The organism is Xanthomonas sp. GPE 39 (assembly GCF_000963005.1).
Taxonomy (GTDB): Bacteria; Pseudomonadota; Gammaproteobacteria; order Xanthomonadales; family Xanthomonadaceae; genus Xanthomonas_A.
Genome location: NZ_JZHZ01000007.1, coordinates 3,001,672 through 3,020,680, shown reverse-complemented (window position 1 = coordinate 3,020,680; position 19,009 = coordinate 3,001,672). Strand labels below are relative to the sequence as shown.

17 protein-coding genes and 1 riboswitch are annotated in these 19,009 nt (G+C 63.8%); of the genes, 9 read left to right on the top strand and 8 right to left on the bottom strand.

All coding sequences use genetic code 11. From position 1 onward, the window contains the following. Positions 1 to 217: 217 nt before the first annotated feature. Complete coding sequence (locus XALGPE39_RS12680) at positions 218 to 1,456, bottom strand: efflux RND transporter periplasmic adaptor subunit (RefSeq protein WP_045728488.1); 1,239 nt, start codon at positions 1,454 to 1,456, stop codon at positions 218 to 220. Positions 1,457 to 1,880: 424 nt separating this feature from the next. On the opposite strand from XALGPE39_RS12680, the gene queF reads away from it, so the two are divergent. The 6 genes from queF to gph all read left to right on the top strand — a co-directional run bounded on the left by queF (position 1,881) and on the right by gph (position 9,029). Continuing rightward, entirely contained in the window at positions 1,881 to 2,699 is an 819-nt protein-coding gene (queF, locus tag XALGPE39_RS12675) for an NADPH-dependent 7-cyano-7-deazaguanine reductase QueF (RefSeq protein WP_045729198.1), read from the top strand. A gap of 282 nt (positions 2,700 to 2,981) precedes the next feature. Further along, positions 2,982 to 3,461 (top strand): hypothetical protein, encoded by a 480-nt coding sequence (locus tag XALGPE39_RS12670; protein ID WP_045728487.1) that lies wholly within the window; start codon positions 2,982 to 2,984, stop codon positions 3,459 to 3,461. A gap of 270 nt (positions 3,462 to 3,731) precedes the next feature. After that, a complete protein-coding gene (locus XALGPE39_RS12665) occupies positions 3,732 to 4,835 on the top strand; it encodes a PLP-dependent cysteine synthase family protein (protein WP_045728486.1) in 1,104 nt (367 codons plus the stop codon). 62 nt (positions 4,836 to 4,897) lie between these two features. Then, entirely contained in the window at positions 4,898 to 6,919 is a 2,022-nt protein-coding gene (locus XALGPE39_RS12660) for a M3 family metallopeptidase (protein ID WP_045729197.1), read from the top strand. Positions 6,920 to 7,202: 283 nt separating this feature from the next. After that, the gene (gene dinB / locus XALGPE39_RS12655) at positions 7,203 to 8,264 is read left to right on the top strand and encodes a DNA polymerase IV (RefSeq protein ID WP_045728485.1); all 1,062 of its coding nucleotides are present in this window, start codon (positions 7,203 to 7,205) and stop codon (positions 8,262 to 8,264) included. 111 nt (positions 8,265 to 8,375) lie between these two features. Further along, positions 8,376 to 9,029, top strand: coding sequence for a phosphoglycolate phosphatase (gene gph, locus XALGPE39_RS12650; RefSeq protein ID WP_045728484.1), 654 nt, complete (start codon positions 8,376 to 8,378; stop codon positions 9,027 to 9,029). 79 nt (positions 9,030 to 9,108) lie between these two features. Here the strand turns inward: gph and btuB are convergent, their stop codons facing one another. From btuB to XALGPE39_RS12635, 3 genes are all read right to left on the bottom strand, one after another. Then, positions 9,109 to 10,980 (bottom strand): TonB-dependent vitamin B12 receptor, encoded by a 1,872-nt coding sequence (gene btuB / locus XALGPE39_RS12645; protein WP_045728483.1) that lies wholly within the window; start codon positions 10,978 to 10,980, stop codon positions 9,109 to 9,111. A gap of 112 nt (positions 10,981 to 11,092) precedes the next feature. Then, a riboswitch (cobalamin riboswitch) is annotated at positions 11,093 to 11,319 on the bottom strand. Between the two features lie 18 nt (positions 11,320 to 11,337). Further along, positions 11,338 to 11,730 carry a TfoX/Sxy family protein gene (locus XALGPE39_RS12640; RefSeq protein WP_045728482.1) on the bottom strand — a complete coding sequence of 131 codons (393 nt, stop codon included), beginning with the start codon at positions 11,728 to 11,730 and terminating at the stop codon, positions 11,338 to 11,340. A 10-nt stretch (positions 11,731 to 11,740) separates the two neighbouring features. Then, positions 11,741 to 12,223 carry a GAF domain-containing protein gene (locus tag XALGPE39_RS12635; protein ID WP_045728481.1) on the bottom strand — a complete coding sequence of 161 codons (483 nt, stop codon included), beginning with the start codon at positions 12,221 to 12,223 and terminating at the stop codon, positions 11,741 to 11,743. A 122-nt stretch (positions 12,224 to 12,345) separates the two neighbouring features. On the opposite strand from XALGPE39_RS12635, the gene bioD reads away from it, so the two are divergent. Then, a complete protein-coding gene (bioD, locus tag XALGPE39_RS12630) occupies positions 12,346 to 13,041 on the top strand; it encodes a dethiobiotin synthase (RefSeq protein WP_045728480.1) in 696 nt (231 codons plus the stop codon). Between the two features lie 206 nt (positions 13,042 to 13,247). Here bioD and XALGPE39_RS12625 read toward each other — a convergent pair whose 3' ends face one another. The 3 genes from XALGPE39_RS12625 to XALGPE39_RS12615 form a co-directional block, all read right to left on the bottom strand. Further along, on the bottom strand, positions 13,248 to 13,625 hold the full coding sequence (locus tag XALGPE39_RS12625) for a phasin family protein (protein ID WP_045729196.1): 378 nt from the start codon (positions 13,623 to 13,625) through the stop codon (positions 13,248 to 13,250). Positions 13,626 to 13,824: 199 nt separating this feature from the next. Continuing rightward, entirely contained in the window at positions 13,825 to 14,187 is a 363-nt protein-coding gene (queD, locus tag XALGPE39_RS12620) for a 6-carboxytetrahydropterin synthase QueD (RefSeq protein WP_012917191.1), read from the bottom strand. Positions 14,188 to 14,337: 150 nt separating this feature from the next. Beyond that, positions 14,338 to 15,708, bottom strand: a complete 1,371-nt coding sequence (locus XALGPE39_RS12615) for a DEAD/DEAH box helicase (protein WP_045728479.1) — start codon at positions 15,706 to 15,708, stop codon at positions 14,338 to 14,340. A gap of 346 nt (positions 15,709 to 16,054) precedes the next feature. Between XALGPE39_RS12615 and XALGPE39_RS12610 the strand changes: the two genes are divergently transcribed. Together XALGPE39_RS12610 and maiA are read left to right on the top strand one after the other, a co-directional pair. Then, positions 16,055 to 17,044 carry a fumarylacetoacetate hydrolase family protein gene (locus tag XALGPE39_RS12610; protein ID WP_045728478.1) on the top strand — a complete coding sequence of 330 codons (990 nt, stop codon included), beginning with the start codon at positions 16,055 to 16,057 and terminating at the stop codon, positions 17,042 to 17,044. A 90-nt stretch (positions 17,045 to 17,134) separates the two neighbouring features. After that, on the top strand, positions 17,135 to 17,794 hold the full coding sequence (gene maiA / locus XALGPE39_RS12605) for a maleylacetoacetate isomerase (protein ID WP_045728477.1): 660 nt from the start codon (positions 17,135 to 17,137) through the stop codon (positions 17,792 to 17,794). Between the two features lie 50 nt (positions 17,795 to 17,844). On the opposite strand, the gene XALGPE39_RS12600 is transcribed toward maiA, so the two are convergent. Next, complete coding sequence (locus tag XALGPE39_RS12600) at positions 17,845 to 18,984, bottom strand: PilT/PilU family type 4a pilus ATPase (RefSeq protein WP_045728476.1); 1,140 nt, start codon at positions 18,982 to 18,984, stop codon at positions 17,845 to 17,847. Positions 18,985 to 19,009 lie beyond the last annotated feature (25 nt).

The window sequence follows — 19,009 nt, the reverse complement described above, 5'->3', positions numbered from 1 at the left end:
GCCGGCAGCGGGAAAAACGGTGGCGTCTCGCGTTACCTGGCCCAGCCCGATGCCATGCCCAGGGCGGTGCATGGAGGGCTGGAAGCGATGGCGATGATGCCGGTGTTCATGCGCACGAGCGCCTGCGCCAGAGGCGCGCGGTCAGTGGCATGCCATGGCCCGCCGATGCGCTGCACGGGCGTTGACGACCGGGGAGGCAGCTGTGGGACGTGCTCACTCAGTGCGGCCCGCCGCGACGTCCGCCACCACCGTTGGTTTGCTTGCGGTTTTGTTTTTCCTCGGCGGCCTTCAGCTCGGCCTCGGTCGGCGCGGGTGGCGCCTCGCCGGGTTTGAGCGCGTTGACCTTGGTGCCGGGCTTGAGCCGGAACTGCCCTTCGGTGACGACGCGTTCACCGGCCTTCAGGCCTTGAGCGAGCTGCACCTGGGTGTCGCCGACTTCCGCGCCTTGCAATACCGTCTGCATCTTGACCGTGTTGTCGCCCTGCACCACGTACACGTAGTCGCCGTTGGGGCCGCGCTGCACCGCCTGCGTCGGCACCACCACGGCGTCAGGCATGGTACGCAGGGTCAGTCGCACATTGACGAACTGTCCCGGCCACAGTGCCCGGTCGGTATTGGGGAACTGGGCGCGGACCTTGAAGGTGCCGGTGTCGGGGCTGATCTGGTTGTCGATGACATCGACATGGCCATCGTCGGTAATGACGTGGGCATCGGTGCGGTCCAGCGCCGCCATTTGCAGTGGGCCAGCGGCCTGCGCCTGACGTAATTCCTGCAACTGCCGTTCGGGCAGGTTGAACGTCACATAGATCGGGTGGACCTGGGTGATGGTGACGATGTTGCTGCTGGTGGTGACGATGTTGCCCACGTCCACACCGCGCAGGCCGGTGAGGCCATCGCTAGGGGCCAGGATGCGGGTGTACTGCAACTGCACCTGCGCCGCGCGCATTTGCGCGTCGTTGGCCGCGACCGCCGCTTCATACTGGGCCACCTGATTGCGTTGCGTATCCAGGTCGGTCTTGGCCACGTACTGGCGGTAGGCGGGTGTGTCCGAGCGCTGGAACGTGGAGCGTGCGGTGGCGAGCAGTGCCTGGTTCTGGCGTTTGCTCGCCGCAGCTTGATCGTAGCTGGCTTGCAGCGAACGCGGATCGATCCGCGCCAGCAGGTCGCCCTTTTTCACTTCCTGGCCCTCGCGGAAATTGATACTCAACAGTTGGCCGCCGACCTGTGGATTCACGGTGACGGTACTCAGTGCGGTGACCGTGCCGGTGGCGGTGGCGTAGATCGGCACAGCTTGATGGGTCGCGGCGACCACTGTCACCGGGACCGGCGCTTTGTCGGTGTCTGCAGCATCCATGTCCGTGCCGCTATGCAAGCCGCCGTGCAGCACACGCGATCCCACCATCACGACAACCACTGCTGTAAGGATCAGCAGCACAATCTTCCAGAAACGCGACATCCGAGGAAACTCCTTTGGGAAAGCAAGGCGGGAGCCGCCTCGGCAGTGGTTGGTGAGATAGTCCAAGCATATCGTCGCTGTGTTTCGATTGGACCATGACTTAAGGGATAGACCGCCGATGCCTGTCACGTCGGTCACTGGCTGCGGAAACGCATCGGTACGGCATCGGTTGACACGGATTGGCAAGGGTTTTCTCGTCGCGCCGCCAATCATTGGTCGTTCCGAGTCTGCAGCCAATGCACTACGTTGCCTGAACGCCTTATTCCCTTTCACTCTGTAGATCGCCATCCCCGGCGTCTGCCGGTGTTCACCCCGTTCTCACTGTGGCTTTTACGCGCAGCGTATGGCGGTGGCCATGGTGTTTCAGCTAAAACTGGTGGCGTGTACATCCGCCAGCCAGATCGTGCCGATTACACTGCGCACTATGAATACCCCCCAGGATTCCAGTCTCGGCCGTGAGGTCGTCTATCCCGCCAAGTACGATCCGGCGCTGTTGTTTCCCATTCCGCGTGCTGCTGCGCGCACTGAGATCGGCATTGATGTCGGGGCCCTGCCGTTTTTTGGTCTGGACCGCTGGCATGCCTATGAACTGAGTTGGTTGGATGCGCGGGGCAAGCCGTGCGTCGCGACGGCGACGCTGCAGGTGCCTTGCACTTCGTCGTCTTTGATCGAATCCAAGTCGCTCAAGCTGTACCTCAATTCGCTTAACGCCGTGCGTTTCAATAGTGCCGAAGCGCTGCGCAGTTGCATCGTCATCGACCTGTCGGCACGCGCCGGCGCCGATGTGATCATGGAATTCGGTCTGCCACCATTGGAGACGGTCGGCGCGGGCGAGTCGATCGATACCCTGGACATCGCCATCGATAATTACGGCCCGCCGCATCCGGAATTTTTGTCCGCCACTGCGCACGACGTGGTCGAAGAAACCCTTACCAGCGCTCTGCTCAAGTCCAATTGCCCGGTCACCGGCCAACCGGACTGGGCCTCGCTGCACTTGCATTATCGCGGTGGACGCATTGATCGTGCGGGCCTGCTGCGCTACCTCGTCAGCTTTCGCGAGCATGCCGGCTTCCACGAGCAATGCGTCGAGCGCATTTTTCACGACATCATGCGCCGATGCCATCCGCAGTCGTTGCAGGTCGAGGCGCGCTATACCCGGCGTGGCGGTTTGGATATCAATCCCTGGCGGGCCACGCCTGACATCGTCGAGCCACTGACGTTCCTGCGCGATCAGCGTCAATAAGTCTGTGGTGATACGGCGGCCTTGCCTTCATCAGGTTCGCATGGCGGGCGCTCGTCATCGGTTGCTTACTTGTAAATGGCGGCGTGGATCGTTTCGAGGCACTTGCGACTCTAATCTGGTCGCACGGGGGCGGCGGGTTTCATTGGGAAATCGGGTCTAAGCGTTGCTGGCGGTGTTTCGAGCTGCCTGACGCGGTTGGCAGTCAATTGTGTCGGCTGCTAATGCTTTGGCCCAGGTGATGCATAAGCTATCTGCGAGGGTTCCCAACACGCAGGAGGACGTATGCATGAGTCTTTCAGACAGGGGGCGCCGGCCGCGCTATGGCAGGCGTTGGTACAGGAGGCCGCTCAGCGATTGGGACGGCCTTTGGATGTGTCGCGCGAGCACTATCTGGTGTTCGTGCTGTTGCGCTACCAGCGCGATGCACAGTTGCTGGCGCGCACTCAGGCGCTTGCCTGGCTGCATGCGCAGGAGCAGGTCGGTGGTGCCCGTGCCGATGCGTTGCGTGAGGTTGGCGATAGCTGTCTGTTGATTGCCGGGTTATTCCCCGGTCTGGCGGCGCGGCGTCGGGTCAGCGTGGATTACTTCATCGATCTTGGTCGGGGCGCTTACCATGCGGTCGCCGAGACGCGTGCCAGCGACGCGGAACTGTTCGAGCAACTCGCACGCAGCTATCGTGATCTGGTCGTGACCCTGGGTGCCTTGCGCCCGCCGCGTCGGGCACTGGCCGCGACGGAGACGACGTTGCACTTCCAAGTTTGAGGGCGTGCACGGCGCTATGGTGGCGCCCGCTCGGGCCGCGACGAGAGCGGTTGCCTCTGGATCGCGGTGCGGTCATGCAGTTGGACGGTTTGGATTGGCTCCTCGCTGTAGTCAGGCCCCCCCGGGGTTGCCGGATGTGCAGCGTGGCGGCGACTTCGCACCTTGTGGGCGAGGAGGTTCAGTATGCCGAGCGCCGCCGCTGGGGGGGAGGCATCCGGACATGGCGACGGACGTGTATCGTGGGCGCTGTCTTTCCGCTTTTACATTGCTATGACGCAGCGCGCTTGGGTTGCCAATGCCATTCATACGATCGAAGCCGATTTCAATCGTTCGGCCGACACGCATCTGATTCCGCTGGATTTGCCCGGTTTTCCAGGGATCGACTTTTATTTCAAGGACGAATCCAGCCACCCTACCGGCAGCCTCAAGCACCGTCTTGCGCGCTCGTTGTTCCTGTACGCGCTGACGAACGGCTGGTTACGCGAGGGGCGGCCGGTGATCGAGGCATCCAGTGGCTCCACCGCAGTCTCCGAGGCCTATTTCGCGCGTCTGCTGGGGTTGCCGTTCATTGCGGTGATGCCGGCGACGACGTCGCCGGAGAAAATTGCCGCGATCGAATTCCAGGGCGGGAGGTGCCACCTGGTCGGGCGCGCTTGTGATTTACACGCTGAGTCGCTGCAACTGGCGCGCGAGACAGATGGTCATTTCATGGACCAGTTTCTCTATGCCGAGCGTGCCACCGATTGGCGCGCCAATAACAACATTGCCGAATCGATTTTCCGGCAAATGCAGGAGGAGTCTTACCCGGTACCGGAATGGATCGTGTGCAGCCCCGGTACCGGCGGTACCGCCGCCACGCTCGGCCGTTACGTGCGCTACCGTCGCCACCCCACGCTTATTCTGTGCGCAGATCCAGAGGTGTCGCTGTTCTTCGATAGTTACTGCGAGGCGTTGGCTGGGCGTGATTATGCTGGCCTGACCAGTAACAACGGCTCGCGCATTGAAGGCATTGGGCGTCCGCGAGGGGAGCCGAGCTTTATCCCCAGTTGCATCGATGCCATGATCAAAGTGCCCGATGCGCTGAGTCTGGCGGCGATGCGTTATGTCAGTGCGCGTTTGGGGCGGCGCGTGGGCGGTTCCACCGGCACCAATTTCGTCGGTGTGCTGCAGGCGGCCATGCGCATGCGTGCGCAGGGCCGTCGGGGCTCCATCGTCACCATCCTGTGCGATAGCGGCGAGCGTTACGTGCATAGCTATTACCGGCCGGAGTGGTATCTGCAGCAAGGCATCGATGTCGAAAGCGCCGATGCGCAACTGGCCGTTGCCGTGGCGGGCGGGGATCTGCCGCCGCTGCCTTGTGCTGCGCTGGAATGAACGCCATCTCCATCGTGACGGCTGGCGTCGCCGGTCCTTCCTTCACTACCGAGAGTTCTGCGATGACCAATCCTCTGCTCGATTTTTCCGGGCTGCCGCGTTTTGATGCGATCCAGCCCGAGCACATCGCCCCGGCGATCGATACGCTGCTGGCGCAAGCCGAAGCGGCGGTCGCCGCGGCCGAGCGGATCGCACCGCTGCGCTGGGACACCTTCGTGACGCCGCTGGACGATGCCACCGAGCGTCTGTCACGGGCCTGGGGTGTAGTGACCCACTTGCAGGCGGTGGTCAACACGCCGTCGTTGCGCGAGGCCTATAACGCCAATCTGCCCAAGGTGACGCGCTTTTCCAGTGCGCTAGGACAGAACCTGGCGCTGTTCGCACAGTACCGCGCGCTGGCGGATGCGCCAGCCGCCGAACTGGATCCGGCACAGCGCAAGGTGCTGGACAACGCGTTGCGTGATTTCCGCTTGGGCGGCGCGGAACTGGGCGAGGCCGATAAGCAACGCTTCGCCGCGATCCAGGAGGAATTGTCCGCGCTTTCGGCCACGTTCTCGGAGCATGTGCTCGATGCGACCGATGCCTGGTCGTTACTGATCGAGGATCCGGCACGCCTGGCTGGCTTGCCCGAAGAGGTCGTCATGGCCGCGCGCGCGGCTGCGGCGCAAGACGATGTGTCAGGCTGGAAACTCACCTTGCAGATGCCGTGCTATCTGCCGGTGCAGATGTACGCTGAAGATCGCGCATTGCGCGAGACCTTGTACCGAGCCAATGCGATCCGTGCCTCGGAATTAGGCGATCCGGCGCTGGATAACAGTGCGGCGATTGCCCGCATCCTGGCCTTGCGCAGTGAACTGGCCGCTCTGCTGGGGTTCGCCAGCTATGCCGAGTACTCGCTGGCGACCAAGATGGCGCGCACGCCGGAGGAAGTGCTGGGATTCCTGCACGATCTCGCTGCACGCGCCAAGCCCTACGCACAGCGCGACCGTGCCGAGCTGGAAGCTTTCGCACGCGAGCACCTGGGGCTGGAGACGCTGGAGGCTTGGGATCTGGCCTATGCCAGTGAGCAGCTCAAGCAGGCGCGCTACAGTTTTTCCGAGCAAGAAGTGAAGCGCTATTTCACCGAGCCGAAGGTGTTGGAAGGCTTGTTCGGCGTCATCCATGACCTCTACGGCTTGCGTGTGGAAGCCGACAGCGCGCCGCTGTGGCATCCGGATGTGCGCTTTTTCCGCATCAGTGATGCGCAGGGGCGTTTGGTTGGTCAGTTCTATCTGGACCTGTACGCGCGCGAAGGCAAGCGCGGCGGCGCCTGGATGGACGATGGCCGTAACCGTCGTGATCGCGCCGATGGTGTGCAGACGCCGTTGGTGTATCTGGTATGCAATTTCGGTCGCGGCAGCGACGGCAAGCCGGCGACGTTCACTCACAACGAGGTCGTCACTCTTTTTCACGAGATGGGGCATGGCTTGCACCAGTTACTGACCCAGGTCGGCGAACTGAGCGTTGCCGGCATCAACGGCGTGGAGTGGGATGCCGTGGAGCTTCCGAGCCAGTTCATGGAGAACTTCTGCTGGGAATGGTCGCGGGTACAGGCGATGAGCGCGCACGTGGATAGCGGCGCAGCGCTGCCGCGTGCGCTGTTCGACAAGATGTTGGCGGCAAAGAATTACCAAAGCGGTATGTTTGCCGTGCGCCAGTTGGAATTTGCGTTGTTCGACATGCAGTTGCACAACAGTGCTCCCGTCGATGCGGCCGGCGTGCTGCAACTGCTCGAACGCGTGCGTGATGCGGTGGCGGTGAATCGGCCGCCGGCGTGGAATCGTTTCCCGCATCACTTCAGCCATATCTTCGCTGGCGGCTATGCGGCGGGGTATTACAGCTACAAGTGGGCCGAAGTGCTCAGCGCCGATGCCTATGCCGCGTTCGAGGAGGCGCCGGATCAGTTGGCTGCGATCGGTGCGCGCTTTTTGCGCGAGATTCTGGCGCGTGGCGGCAGTCGTCCGGCGCTGGAGAACTTCACCGCGTTTCGCGGCCGTGCGCCAGAACTGGATGCGCTGCTGCGGCACAACGGGATGGCGGGCTGAGTGCGGCGTTCGCTTCGCAGGCATGTCATCGCCACGCCGATGTGTTGCTGCGGCGTTCGTTCCTGATGCTGGCTATTGCCGCTGGCGGTGCGGGAACGTGGAGGCAGCGGCAAGCGTGGCGAGGTCTGCCGCGAATCGGAAGAAAGACGGCGCAGCTTTCGTATCGTGTCCGCCAGCCGCCTCCGGGTTGCGCTGGGGTGGATCGAGTGATGCAGTCTTCCTCCATGCGCGGGGCTTGCGCGTATCATGCCGCCACCATCCGTAGGGGGAGGGTGTAGGGCCGATGCGCAAGATCATTCACGTGGACATGGATGCGTTCTACGCGTCCGTGGAGCAGCGTGACGATCCCGCATTGCGTGGCAAGCCGGTGGTGGTGGCGTGGCGCGGCATGCGCTCGGTGGTGTGCGCCGCATCCTACGAAGCCCGCGTATTTGGCGTGCGTTCGGCGATGCCGGCGCTGCGTGCAGAACGGTTATGTCCGGATGCGATTTTCGTGCCGCCGGATTTCGCTCGCTACAAGGCGGTGTCGCGCCAGGTGCGGGAGATCTTCCAGCGGCATACCGATCTGATCGAGCCGCTGTCGCTGGACGAGGCATATCTGGACGTGACCACGCCCAAGGACGGGCCTGCCGCCGCGACCGAGATCGCCCAGACCATCCGCGCACAGATTCGCGAAGAAACCGCATTGACCGCATCGGCGGGCATTGCACCGAACAAATTCCTGGCCAAGATCGCCTCTGACTGGCGTAAGCCCGATGGTCAGTTCGTGATTCAACCGCATCGCGTGGAAGCCTTCCTGACCCCACTGCCGGTGAACAAGGTGCCGGGCGTGGGCAAGGTCATGCAGAGCAAGTTGGCGGCGCTGGGGATCGTCACCGTTGGCGACCTGCGTGATTGCAGCGAAGCGGAACTGGAAGCGCGTTTCGGCAGTTTCGGCCTGCGCTTGTACCAGCGTGCGCGTGGCATCGACGAGCGTGCTGTGGAATCGGACCAGCCGGTGCAATCGATCTCTTCCGAGGACACCTTCGCCGAAGATCTGCCTCTTGAAGCGCTGGAGCCGGCGATCCGGCGTCTGGCGGAAAAAACCTGGAACGCCACCCGTCGCACCGACCGTGTTGCCCGCACCGTCGTGCTGAAACTCAAGACCGCGCAGTTTCGTATTCTCACCCGCAGTTTTACTCCGGAGCAGCCGCCAGAGTCGTTGCAGTCGCTGATCGATATCGCGCTGGCGCTGCGCCAGCGTGTGGACTTGCCCGCATCCACGCGCTATCGCCTGGTGGGAGTGGGATTATCCGGTTTCCATGAGCGTGAGCCGGGGCAGATGCAGGGGCAGTTGTTTGCCTGATCTGGGCGTGCGGTGTATTGCACGTCACCCGGCTGCCGATGTACAGGTGAGTGTCGGTCGCAACATGGCCACGCCTACAATGCCTGCCTTCTTCGCGAGCACAGCAACCAGATGACGTTTCCTTATGCAGTGGTGGTGTTCGATCTGGACGGTACCTTGGTGGACAGCGGCGCCGACATCGCCGAAGCGCTCAATCGCACGCTGAGCGCGTTCGGCCTGACGCGCGTGGCTGAGGCCAGCGTGCTCGGCTGGATCGGCGAAGGTGTGCGCACGTTGGTCGAGCGTGCATGGCGGCACGCCCACGATGCCACGCCGATTGATGTGGTGATGCCGGTTTTCATGCGTCACTACGCGGACTGTCTGTTGCGCAGTCCGCGTTTGTATCCGGGCGTGGCCGAGGCGCTGGCGCAGTTGCGCGCAGCCGGTATCACGCTAGCGCTGTGCACTAACAAGCCGGTTGCCTTGGTATCGCCGTTGCTGGGTCATCTCGGCCTGGCCGATGCGTTTGCAGCGGTGCTCGGCGGCGATAGCCTGTCCGAGCGCAAGCCCAGCCCGGCACCGTTACTGCACCTGGCGCGACAGTTCGCGCAGCCGCCGTCGCGCTGCCTGATGGTGGGCGATTCCGCCACCGATGTGCAGGCAGCGCATGCCGCCGGCATGCCTGTGGCGTTGGTGCGTTATGGCTATCGGCGCGACTTGGATTTAGCCACGGTCGATGTCGTGCTGTTGATGGACGACCTGCGCGAATTATTGCGCTTGCGCTGAACCGTGAGGTTCGAGCGCATGCCTATCTCGCTCAGTCGCCGCGCGCGCTGCGGCATGGGCCGCAGCGCGTGGTGAGCGCTCAGCGTGCCGCTGGCGCGTAGCGCAGGGTCAGGCCGTACTCGCGGCCTAGTTGGTTGTACCAATTCACGGTCTGGTAGCTGCGGTCGAACACGTTGCTGGCCTTGGCCTGTAGTGTCCAGTCCGGCGCGAAGGCGTATTCCACACGCAGATCGACCGTGCCGTAGCCGCTCAGGCGCACCTGGTTGGCCGCGTCGTCGTAGCGGTGACCACTGCCGAATGCGGTGATGCCGAACTTGATCGGCCCGACGCCACGATCCACATCCAGTCGGCCGGTATTCTGCGCGCGCCGCGCCAGCCAGTTGTCGCGGTTGTCGCTGTCGCTGCGATTGCGTGGATCGGTATGGCTCAGTTGCGCCGACAGTTCCCAGCCTGCCAGTGCCGCATAACCGGTCAGCTCGGCACCGCGGATGCGTGCCTTGTCCACGTTCACCGGCAGGAAGGTAGCGGCGTCGTAGGAAATCAAGTCATCGACGCGGGTTTCGTAGGCGTTGAAGGTCCAGTTCCAGGTGTCGGCGTACTGCGCCACGCCCAGATTGCCGCTCTTGGACTTCTCCGGTTTCAGTGCTGGATTGCCGGCGAAGGGGAAATACAGGTCGTTGAAGGTCGGCGCCTTGAAGCCGGTGCCGATGCTGGCGGTGAGCTTGACCCCGCCGCCCAGGCCCAGGCCCCAGCCGAGGCTACCGGTGGTGTGTTCGCCAAATTGTTGGTTGTCGTCGCTGCGCACGCTGGCCTGTAGCTGTTGTGCGCCGAAATGGCCTTGGTATTCGGCGAACACGCCGGTGTTGCGGCGGCTGTCGACGTCGAAGGCGGTGGTGCTGGTCACTTGTTCGCGCTGCCAGTCGCTGCCGACGCTGAGCAGGTGGCCTTCGCTCAGGGTGATGTCGCCCTGTGCCGCTGCGGTATCGCGGCGGCTGTCGAAGGTGCTGACGAAATCGCGCGTGCGGCTGCCCGGGGCGCGGTAGTAGCTGTGGGCATCGTCGACATTGCGGCCGAGTTGCGTGCTCAGGTGTAGGCGCTCGGATGGCGTCCAGTCCAGGGTGCCGCCGAACACCTGCTGAGTGTTGTCGGCCTCGTTGCCGGCGTATACCGGGTCGCCATCGTATTCATTGCGGCTGTCGATGTTCAGCGCCTGACCCGTGACTCGCAGCGTCTCGCTCAGCGCGTAGCCACCGCGTGCGCTCAGCGAGACGTTACGGTAGCCATCGCGGTCGGGCTGGTCGACGAAGCAGCCCGCGAACAGCGTGGCCGAGCCGTTGCAGGCGTTGATGCCGGTGGTCTTTTGGTAGCCGCTTTGTACGGCGAGCCAGCCGCGGTTGCCACGGTTGCTGAAGCCGGCGCTGGCTTCGCGTAGGCCATCGCTGCCGCCGCCCAGGCTCAGGTTCTGTTGGAAGCCTTGGCCGGCGTGGCGGGTGAAAATCTGGATGACACCGCCGATGGCGTCGGAGCCGTACAGGCTTGAACGCGGGCCGCGCACGATCTCGATGCGTTCGATCTGGCTCAGCGGCAAGTCCTGGAATGCAGCCAGGCCGGCGCTCGCCGAGCCGATGCGCACGCCGTCCACCAGCACCAGCACGTGGTCGGATTCGCTGCCGCGCAGGTTCAGGGTGGTCAACTTGCCCAGTCCGCCCTGGTTGGAGATGCCAATGCCGGCACGCCCCTGCAGCAACTGCGCCAGCGAATCGGCCTGGCTGCGTTCGATCTCGGCGCGGTCGATGACCTGTGCCGGCACCACGCTGTCTTCCACTGCGATCTGGGTGCGGGTGGCGGTGACTAGGACCTGATCGAGATCGTTGGCGGCATCGGCAGCAAGCGCCAGCGCAGGTAGGAACAGGGCGGACACGACCGCGACCGAAAGCAAGTGGGACGACATGGGCAGCAACTCCGGCGCGCGAGCACGCGCTGTGACAGCAAGGGAGTCACGAATCGGAGAGGCAAACGGACAGCGCCAAACACGGCGCGGCACGCGCGACGCCCCCCGCATCGCAACCAGTGAACTGCAAGGACGGTCTGCGGGCTGGCGATGGCGAACCTCCCGGCTGCGACGCTTGCCATGCCATGGCACAGCGGTGCGGGTCGTCGTCGGGGCGGGTCGTCAGCGCGGATCGCTTACCGTGGCGAGGACAGCGCCGATGTTGTCGCAAGACGCACCGGTTTCCCGTTTCAACCTGCGGGCCGGAGCCAGCGGGTTACCTTGAAGCGGCCCGATTGTACGCCATTGTGGCGCGGTTCAGTCGATCGCGCTGGTGCCAGCCTGGCATGTGGGGTCCTCGTCGTCCGCAGTGCTGTCGTGGGCGTCGTCGTCGTCGTGAGCGAAACCGGTGGTCGCCACTGGCGCGGCCATTGGTCGGCCATGGGCGGCCGGCAATGCGCTTGTGGCGGTTTCCAGCTCGCTCAGCAACTGCGTGCGCCGGGCTGCGGGCAGTTCCTGCCAATGGCAGTCGCGTAACGCGCCTTCCAGCGAGTACAGCAGGTTGAGGCTGGGTTTGAAGCCGGCACGCTTGACCTTGAGGAAGACACCAATCGCGCCGATCGCTGCCAGATCCTGCGGTGTATGCACGCCCACCTGACGCAGCCAGGCGGTGCTCTTGGGGCCGATGTTGCGCAGCTTGGTCGGACCCATCGCGACGTGCTTATCCCAGGCTGTCGACGAAGACTTGTGCGATGGCTTCCAGGCCGCATTGGTCGTCTGCGTCGAAGCGGGCCAAGTCTGGGCTATCCAGATCGAACACGCCGATCAGAGTGCCATGGCGTAGCAGCGGTACGACCAGTTCCGAGCGCGAGGCCGCATCGCAGGCGATGTGCCCGGGGAATGCTTCCACATCGTCGATGCGCTGAGTTTGCCCGCTGCTGGCGGCAGCCCCGCACACGCCCTTGTGCAATGGAATGCGCACGCACGCCGGCAGGCCCTGGAATGGCCCGACCACCAGCTCCTTGCCATCGTAGAGGTAGAAACCGACCCAGTTCAGTCGTGGCAACGCGTGGTACACCAGCGCTGCCAGATTGGCGGCATTGGCGATGCGATCGGGTTCGCCGGCGACCAGTGCACGCGCCTGAGCGAGTAACTGGGCGTACTGTTCCGGCTTGCTGCCGGTGAGCGAGGAGGACGCGAACATCCGCCGAGTCTAGCAGTGCGACCTGCCTCGGCAAGTCGTCGTCGCAGGGCTGACGCCGGCTGCGTTGCCGGCTATCCTGCGCGCCGCCGCGCGTTTTGCCGGTCAATCCACAGGCTTTCGTCATGCGTTTTCCCGCCTTCTACGTGACCGGCACCGATACCGGCATCGGCAAGACCATCGCCAGCACCGCGCTGCTGCATGCTTTGCGCGCGCGCGGTCAACGCGCGGTCGGCATGAAGCCGGTCGCCAGCGGCTGCGAGCCTCACGCCGACGGTTGGCGCAACGAAGATGCGTTGGCGCTGCAGGCGGCCAGTGTGCCGTGCCCGACGTATCACGACCTCAATCCCTACGCCTTGCCATTGCCGTTGGCGCCGGAACTCGCCGCTGCCGATGCCGGCGTGCAACTGTCATTGCAGCCGATCACCGAGGCCTTCGCCCGCCTGCGTGCCCTGGCGGATGTGGTGGTGGTGGAAGGCGTCGGTGGCTGGGCGGCGCCGCTATCGGCGACGTTGGACCAGGCTGACCTGGCGCGCGCGCTGGGGTTGCCGGTGGTGTTGGTGGTGGGTCTGCGCCTGGGCTGTCTCAATCACGCCCGACTGAGCGCTGCGGCGATTGCCGCCGATGGCCTGCAGTGCATCGGCTGGATCGGCAACGAGATCGACCCGGCGATGGAGCGTATCGACGACAACATGGCAATGCTGCGCGAACGGCTGCCGATGCCGTGCTGGGGACGTCTGCCGTATCGGCCGCAACCGCAGGCCGAACAACTGGCAACGTTCCTGCGGCCGTGGTCTGGTGAGCAGACGGGGCCGGGGTGAGGTCGCGTCGTCGCGCAATGGGCTGGTGACGAACGCGCTGTACTTGCAGCCGGACGGTACCCTTGCCAGAGAGGGGCTGAATCCGGCGCATAAAAAAGCCCGGTGGAGGGAGGGATCCACCGGGCCTGGGGTTGCATGGGGGGAGGGACCCATGCAGACCATCGGGTGCGCCGCGCGGCATGGCCGCAGCGACGTAGAGCGAGAGATTACTTGACGTTGGTTTTCGGCTTCGGCACGGCTTGTTCGGTGGCCGCTTCGAACTGATGCTTGGCCAACTGGCCGATGGCTTCGGAGGTCTTCAGGCCGAGGCCGAACACTTCCTGGTTGGCCGTGGCCAAGCGCTCGAAGCTGTCGCGGGCCAACTGCAAGCCCTTCGGCCACAGTGCCTGCATGCTGCCAAGATCGCGCGCTTCAGTCAGCTCGCTGAGGAAGCTGGCGGTGGCCGAGACGTTCTTCTCGAAGGTTTTCAATTGCACGCCGAACACGCCTTCTGCGCCTTCCAGCGCCAGACGATTGGCACGTGCTGCGGTAGCGGCGAACTGCTGGGTATAGCTGCTGAACTGATCGTTGAATTGGGCGGACATCATGCAACTCCGTTGGAATGCTGATTGGCTGTTGCAGCGCAACATACGCCGATCCTGTTGCATTGCAACATGATTTTTCTGAAGCCGCTCAGGCTTCGTTCAAGTTTATTTAAAATCAATGCGTTGGATTAAAATCGGACGCTTCCGATGCACTCGGGATGCGTTCGCGGGTTGGGGCGTCTGCGACGCCCCGTCGGACTCAGGCGGCAGGGCCGCGATAGCGGCAGCCGGAGGTGCAGGTCTCGTGCACCACCACTTCGCTGAGGATGGGCAGGACTGGCTTGAGCCGCTCCCAGATCCACACGGCCAGACGCTCGCTGGTCGGATTCTCCAGGCCCTCGATGTCGTTGAGGTAGTGGTGGTCGAGTTGCTCGTAGAGCGGCAGGAACGCGGCCTTGATGTCGCCGAAATCGACGAGCCACCCGGTTTCGGGATCGGGCTCTCCGCTGACGTGCAATTCGACCCGGAACGAATGTCCGTGCAGGCGCGCGCATTTGTGACCGGGCGGCACGTTGGGTAGGCGGTGTGCCGCTTCTAGGGTGAAAACTTTGAAGATATCCATCGTGGCATTTTACGAGGAGAAAGCGCGATGTCAGTGGCGTGATATCTGGCGCACTGGCTGCGGCGATGAAGGGATGGGCCAAGCCGTATGCCGCCCCGAAGGGCGGCATTGTTGGTGACGCCTGCGCTGGTTGGCAGGCTGTGCCCTGGCTCAGTGCGGAGCGCTGCTGGGTGGACGGTTGCCGCCATTGCCCTGACGGCGTCCCTGGCCCTGGCGGCGGGCACCGTCGGCGTGGTGGCCGCCGGGCTTCTTGCTGCCCGCGTGCGCGTGCGACGGCGCATCGCCGTGTCCGCGTCGTGCATGGCTGCCGCGGCGCGGTGGACGATTGCCGCCCGGACGCTCGTCCGGCGGGTTGTTGTTGCCCCAACGGATCGGTGTGGCTGGCTCGAAACCCGGCACGTCGCGAATGTCCATGTCGCGCTTGAGCAGGCGCGCAATCGCGCGCAGCAGCTTGGCTTCGTCCTGCGCCACCAGCGAGACTGCCTCGCCTTGGGCGCCGTTGCGGCCGGTACGGCCGATGCGGTGCACGTAGTCCTCGGCGACCATCGGCAGGTCGTAGTTGATGACTTGCGGCAACTGATCGATGTCGATGCCACGCGCGGCAATGTCGGTTGCCACCAGGACGGTGATCCTGTTGGATTTGAAGTCACCCAGCGCGCGCAGGCGCTGACCCTGGCTCTTGTTGCCGTGGATCGCCGCCGCTTTGATTCCGGACTTGTCCAGGAACGTCGTCAGCTTGTCTGCGCCGTGCTTGGTGCGTGCGAACACCAGTGTCTGCTTGCGCGAGTCGGCCGCCAGCAGGTGCAGCAGCAGTTCGCGCTTGCGCGCGCCATCGACCGGATGCACACGGTGGGTGATTGTGTCGGCGACGGTGTTGCTTGGAGTGGCCTGGATTTCCTGCGGGTTGTGCATGAACTCGCGGGCCAACTGCTTGATGCCCTCTTCGAAGGTGGCCGAGAACAACAGGGTCTGGCGGTTCTGCTTGGGCAGCTTGGTCAAGATGCGTTTGATCGACGGCAGGAAACCCATGTCGAGCATGCGGTCGGCCTCGTCTAGGACCAGGATCTCGATGCCGGATAGATCCACGCTGCGGCGTTCGAGATGGTCGAGCAGGCGGCCCGGGCAGGCGATCAGCAGGTCCACGCCCCGGCGCAGTGTGTCGAGCTGGTTGCCCATACCCACGCCGCCGTAGATGGTGGCGCTGGGAATGCGCAGATACTTGCTGTAGCCGCGCAGGCTGTCGTGGACCTGGGTGGCCAGTTCGCGGGTCGGGGTCAGGATCAGTGCGCGCGGCTTGCGTGGGCCAGCGCCCACTGTCTGCGGCGAGGTGCCCAGGTGTTGCAGCAGCGGCAGGCCGAACGCGGCGGTTTTGCCGGTGCCGGTCTGCGCGCCGGCCATCAGGTCGTGGCCTTGCAGTGCCACAGGAATTGCCTGCGACTGGATCGGGGTAGGGGTTTCATAGCCCTGCTCGGCCAGCGCACGCAGCAGGAAGGGCGCAAGGCCCAGGGATTCAAACGACATCAGGATGCTCCAGGTCACACGTCGACGCCGGGACCAGCCCGGCGCGCAGACGCAAGTAGGTGAGGCTCGGAGCGTTCCCGTGAACCGCGCTGCGAGATGGTGTGGATCAACCCGGAGCGCAAGGCTCGGATTTGTCGGCACCACGAAAGGCGTCGGGTGGAGCGGGCGAGCGGATTGGATGATCCTGGCCTCGCCGGCGGTCCTTAAGGGAAACGGACGACCGCATGCAGACTGACGTAGCATACTCTGAATTGGCGTTGCGCACAAAATGCGGTTTAAGTTTCCCATGAAACCAATTGGGCTTCTGGTCGTATACTTTGCCGATTAGCCCCCGCAATGGACGGACATGAAGCTAGGTTCACTAAAGGAAGGCGGTCGTGACGGCACCTTGATCGTCGTATCGCGCGACCTCACCCGCGCGGTGCGCGCCATTGGCATCGCACCGACCTTGCAGCGTGCGCTGGAGGACTGGAGCACGCTGGCCCCGCGGCTGAACGCGTTGTCCGAATCGCTCAATGCGGGCAGCGCCGATGGGCAGTTCGATCTGGATATGGTGGCGCTGGCCGCGCCGCTGCCCCGCGCCTACGAGTTCCTCGATGGAAGCGCGTATCTGCCGCACGTGGAGCGGGTGCGGCGCGCGCGTGGTGCCGAGGTGCCGGAAAGCTTCTACACCGATCCGCTGATGTACCAAGCGGTGAGTGCAGGTTTCTATGGCCCGCGCGATGCGGTCAAGGTCATCAGCGAGGAGCACGGCATCGATCTGGAGGCGGAGATCGTGGTGGTGACCGATGATGTGCCGATGGCGGTGGATGTGGCGCAAGCCGCCACGCACATCCAGTTGATCGGTCTGGTCAACGATATTTCGCTGCGCAATCTGATCCCGTCCGAGTTGGCCAAGGGCTTTGGTTTTGTGCAGTCCAAGCCGCGCTCGGCGCTGTCGCCGGTGTTCGTCACCCCGGACGAACTGGGTGAGGCCTGGCGCGACAGCAAAGTCCACCTGCCGCTGGTGACGCATATCAACGGCGACTGGTTCGGTGCGCCGGAAGCCGGCGAGGACATGCAATTCGACTTCGCTCAACTGCTCGCGCATGCGGCCAGGACCCGGCCGTTGTCGGCGGGCACGGTGATCGGCTCGGGCACCATCGCCAACCACGACACCACGCGCGGCGCGTCCTGTCTGGCCGAGCAGCGCACCGTGGAAACCTTGCGCGACGGCAAGCCAAGCACGCCCTATATGTCCTTCGGTGACATCGTGCGGATCGAGATGCTGGATCGTGACGGCGGCAGCATCTTCGGTGCGATCCAGCAGCGCATCCAGCAGGCCCCGCGGCCCTGAGCCGGCCAGCGGCGCTGTCCGGGCGACCGGTGGCGTCGCGGCGAGCGTGTGCATCGGTATCGTTGTCGCCTGTGCAGACGAAGGGTGGACATGGAAGAGGCATTGCAGCTTTACACCTACTGGCGTTCCAGTGCCGCTTACCGGGTGCGCATCGGGTTGCAACTCAAACGGCTGAGCTACCAGACGCTGCCGGTTCATCTGTTGCGCGACGGTGGCCAGCAGCATTGCTCGGAATATGCGCGGCTTAACCCGCAGGAGCTGGTGCCGACGCTGTGCCACGATGGTCAGCCGATCCGTCAGTCGCTGGCGATTCTGGAATACCTGGATGAGCGCTGGCCGGAGCCGCCGCTGTTGCCCGATGCGCCGATCGACCGCGCACGCGTGCGCGGGTTGGCGCAACTAATCGCCTGCGATATCCATCCGCTCAATAACCTGCGCGTGAGCCAGTTCTTCGAGCGCGGCTGGAATGTGCCGCAGCCCGAGCGCGAAGAATGGACACGGCATTGGATCATGTGCGGATTCGATGCGTTGGAGCAGTTGCTCGCCGAGTCGACCGACACCGGTACCTTCTGCCACGGTGAGCAACCTGGGCTGGCTGACTGCTGTCTGGTGCCGCAGCTCTACAATGCGCGTCGCTTTGGGGTGGATATGCAGGCGTATCCCACGCTGCAACGGATCGAGCGCGCATGCCTTGCGCTGCCGGCTTTCGACGCCGCCCGGCCGGAGCGCCAGCCGGACGCGCAAGGCTGAGCGCGTCCGGTTGGTGCCGTTGTGTGGCGTCGGCCGGCGCTGGCCGAGGTTCAGATGAAGCCGTGTGTGATCTGCGACGAGGCGTCGGTGTCGTTTTCGTAGTCGGCGTAGGGATTGTGCTCGCCGCTGCTTCCCTCGGACAGGCGGAATTTCAGTGCCAGGCCGTCGCGCGAGTCGGCCGCGCGCAGTGCCGCTTCCTGATCGATCTTGTCTTCCTTGACCATCCGGAACAAGCACTGATCGAAGGTCTCCATGCCTTCTTCAAGTGACTCCTCCATCGCCTGCTTGATCTCGTGGACCTGGCCGCGGCGCAGCAGATCGCGAATCATCGGGGTGTTCAGCAGCACTTCCGAGGCAGGGCGACGACGCCCCTCTTTGTCCTTGACCAGCCGTTGCGAGATCACGGCGCGTAGATTCAGCGACAGGTTCATCAGTACGTTCTTATGCGCGCTCTCGGGGAAGAAATTGAGAATGCGTTCGATCGTCTGGTCGGCGTTGTTGGAGTGTAAGGTCGCCAGGCACAGGTGGCCGGTCTCGGCGAAGGCGATGGCCGCCTCCATCGTCTCAGCGTCCAGAATTTCGCCGATCAGGATCACATCCGGCGCTTCGCGCATCGCATTCTTCAACGCGTTCTGGAAGGCATGGGTGTCCAGGCCGACCTCGCGCTGATTGACGATGGATAGCTTGTGTTTGTGCAGGTACTCGATCGGGTCCTCGATGGTGAGGATATGCCCGGTGGTGGTGCTGTTGCGGAAATCGATCATCGATGCCAGCGAGGTGGACTTGCCCGAGCCGGTCGAGCCAACCACCAGGACCAACCCGCGCGGGGTCATGATGACGTCCTTCAGGACCTGCGGCAGGTGCAGCTCCTCGATGCTGGGAATCTTGCTGCGAATGGCCCGGATCACCATGCCGACCTCGCCACGCTGCTTGAAGGCGTTGACGCGGAAGCGTCCTGCGTCCTGTACGGCGACGGCCATATTGAGTTCCAGATCGCGTTCGAACTGGGGTACCTGTCCCTCGTCCATCAGCGAGTAGGCGATTTTTTTGACCATGCCCGGTGGCAGGCCAGTGGCGCCCAGTGGATACAATTTGCCTTCGATCTTGATATAGATCGGTGCTCCTGTTGTCAGGAACATGTCCGAGGCGTTCTTTTCGGTCATCAGCTTCAGAAAGTAGCCGATATCCATGCGCAATAATTCCCAAAAAATCCTG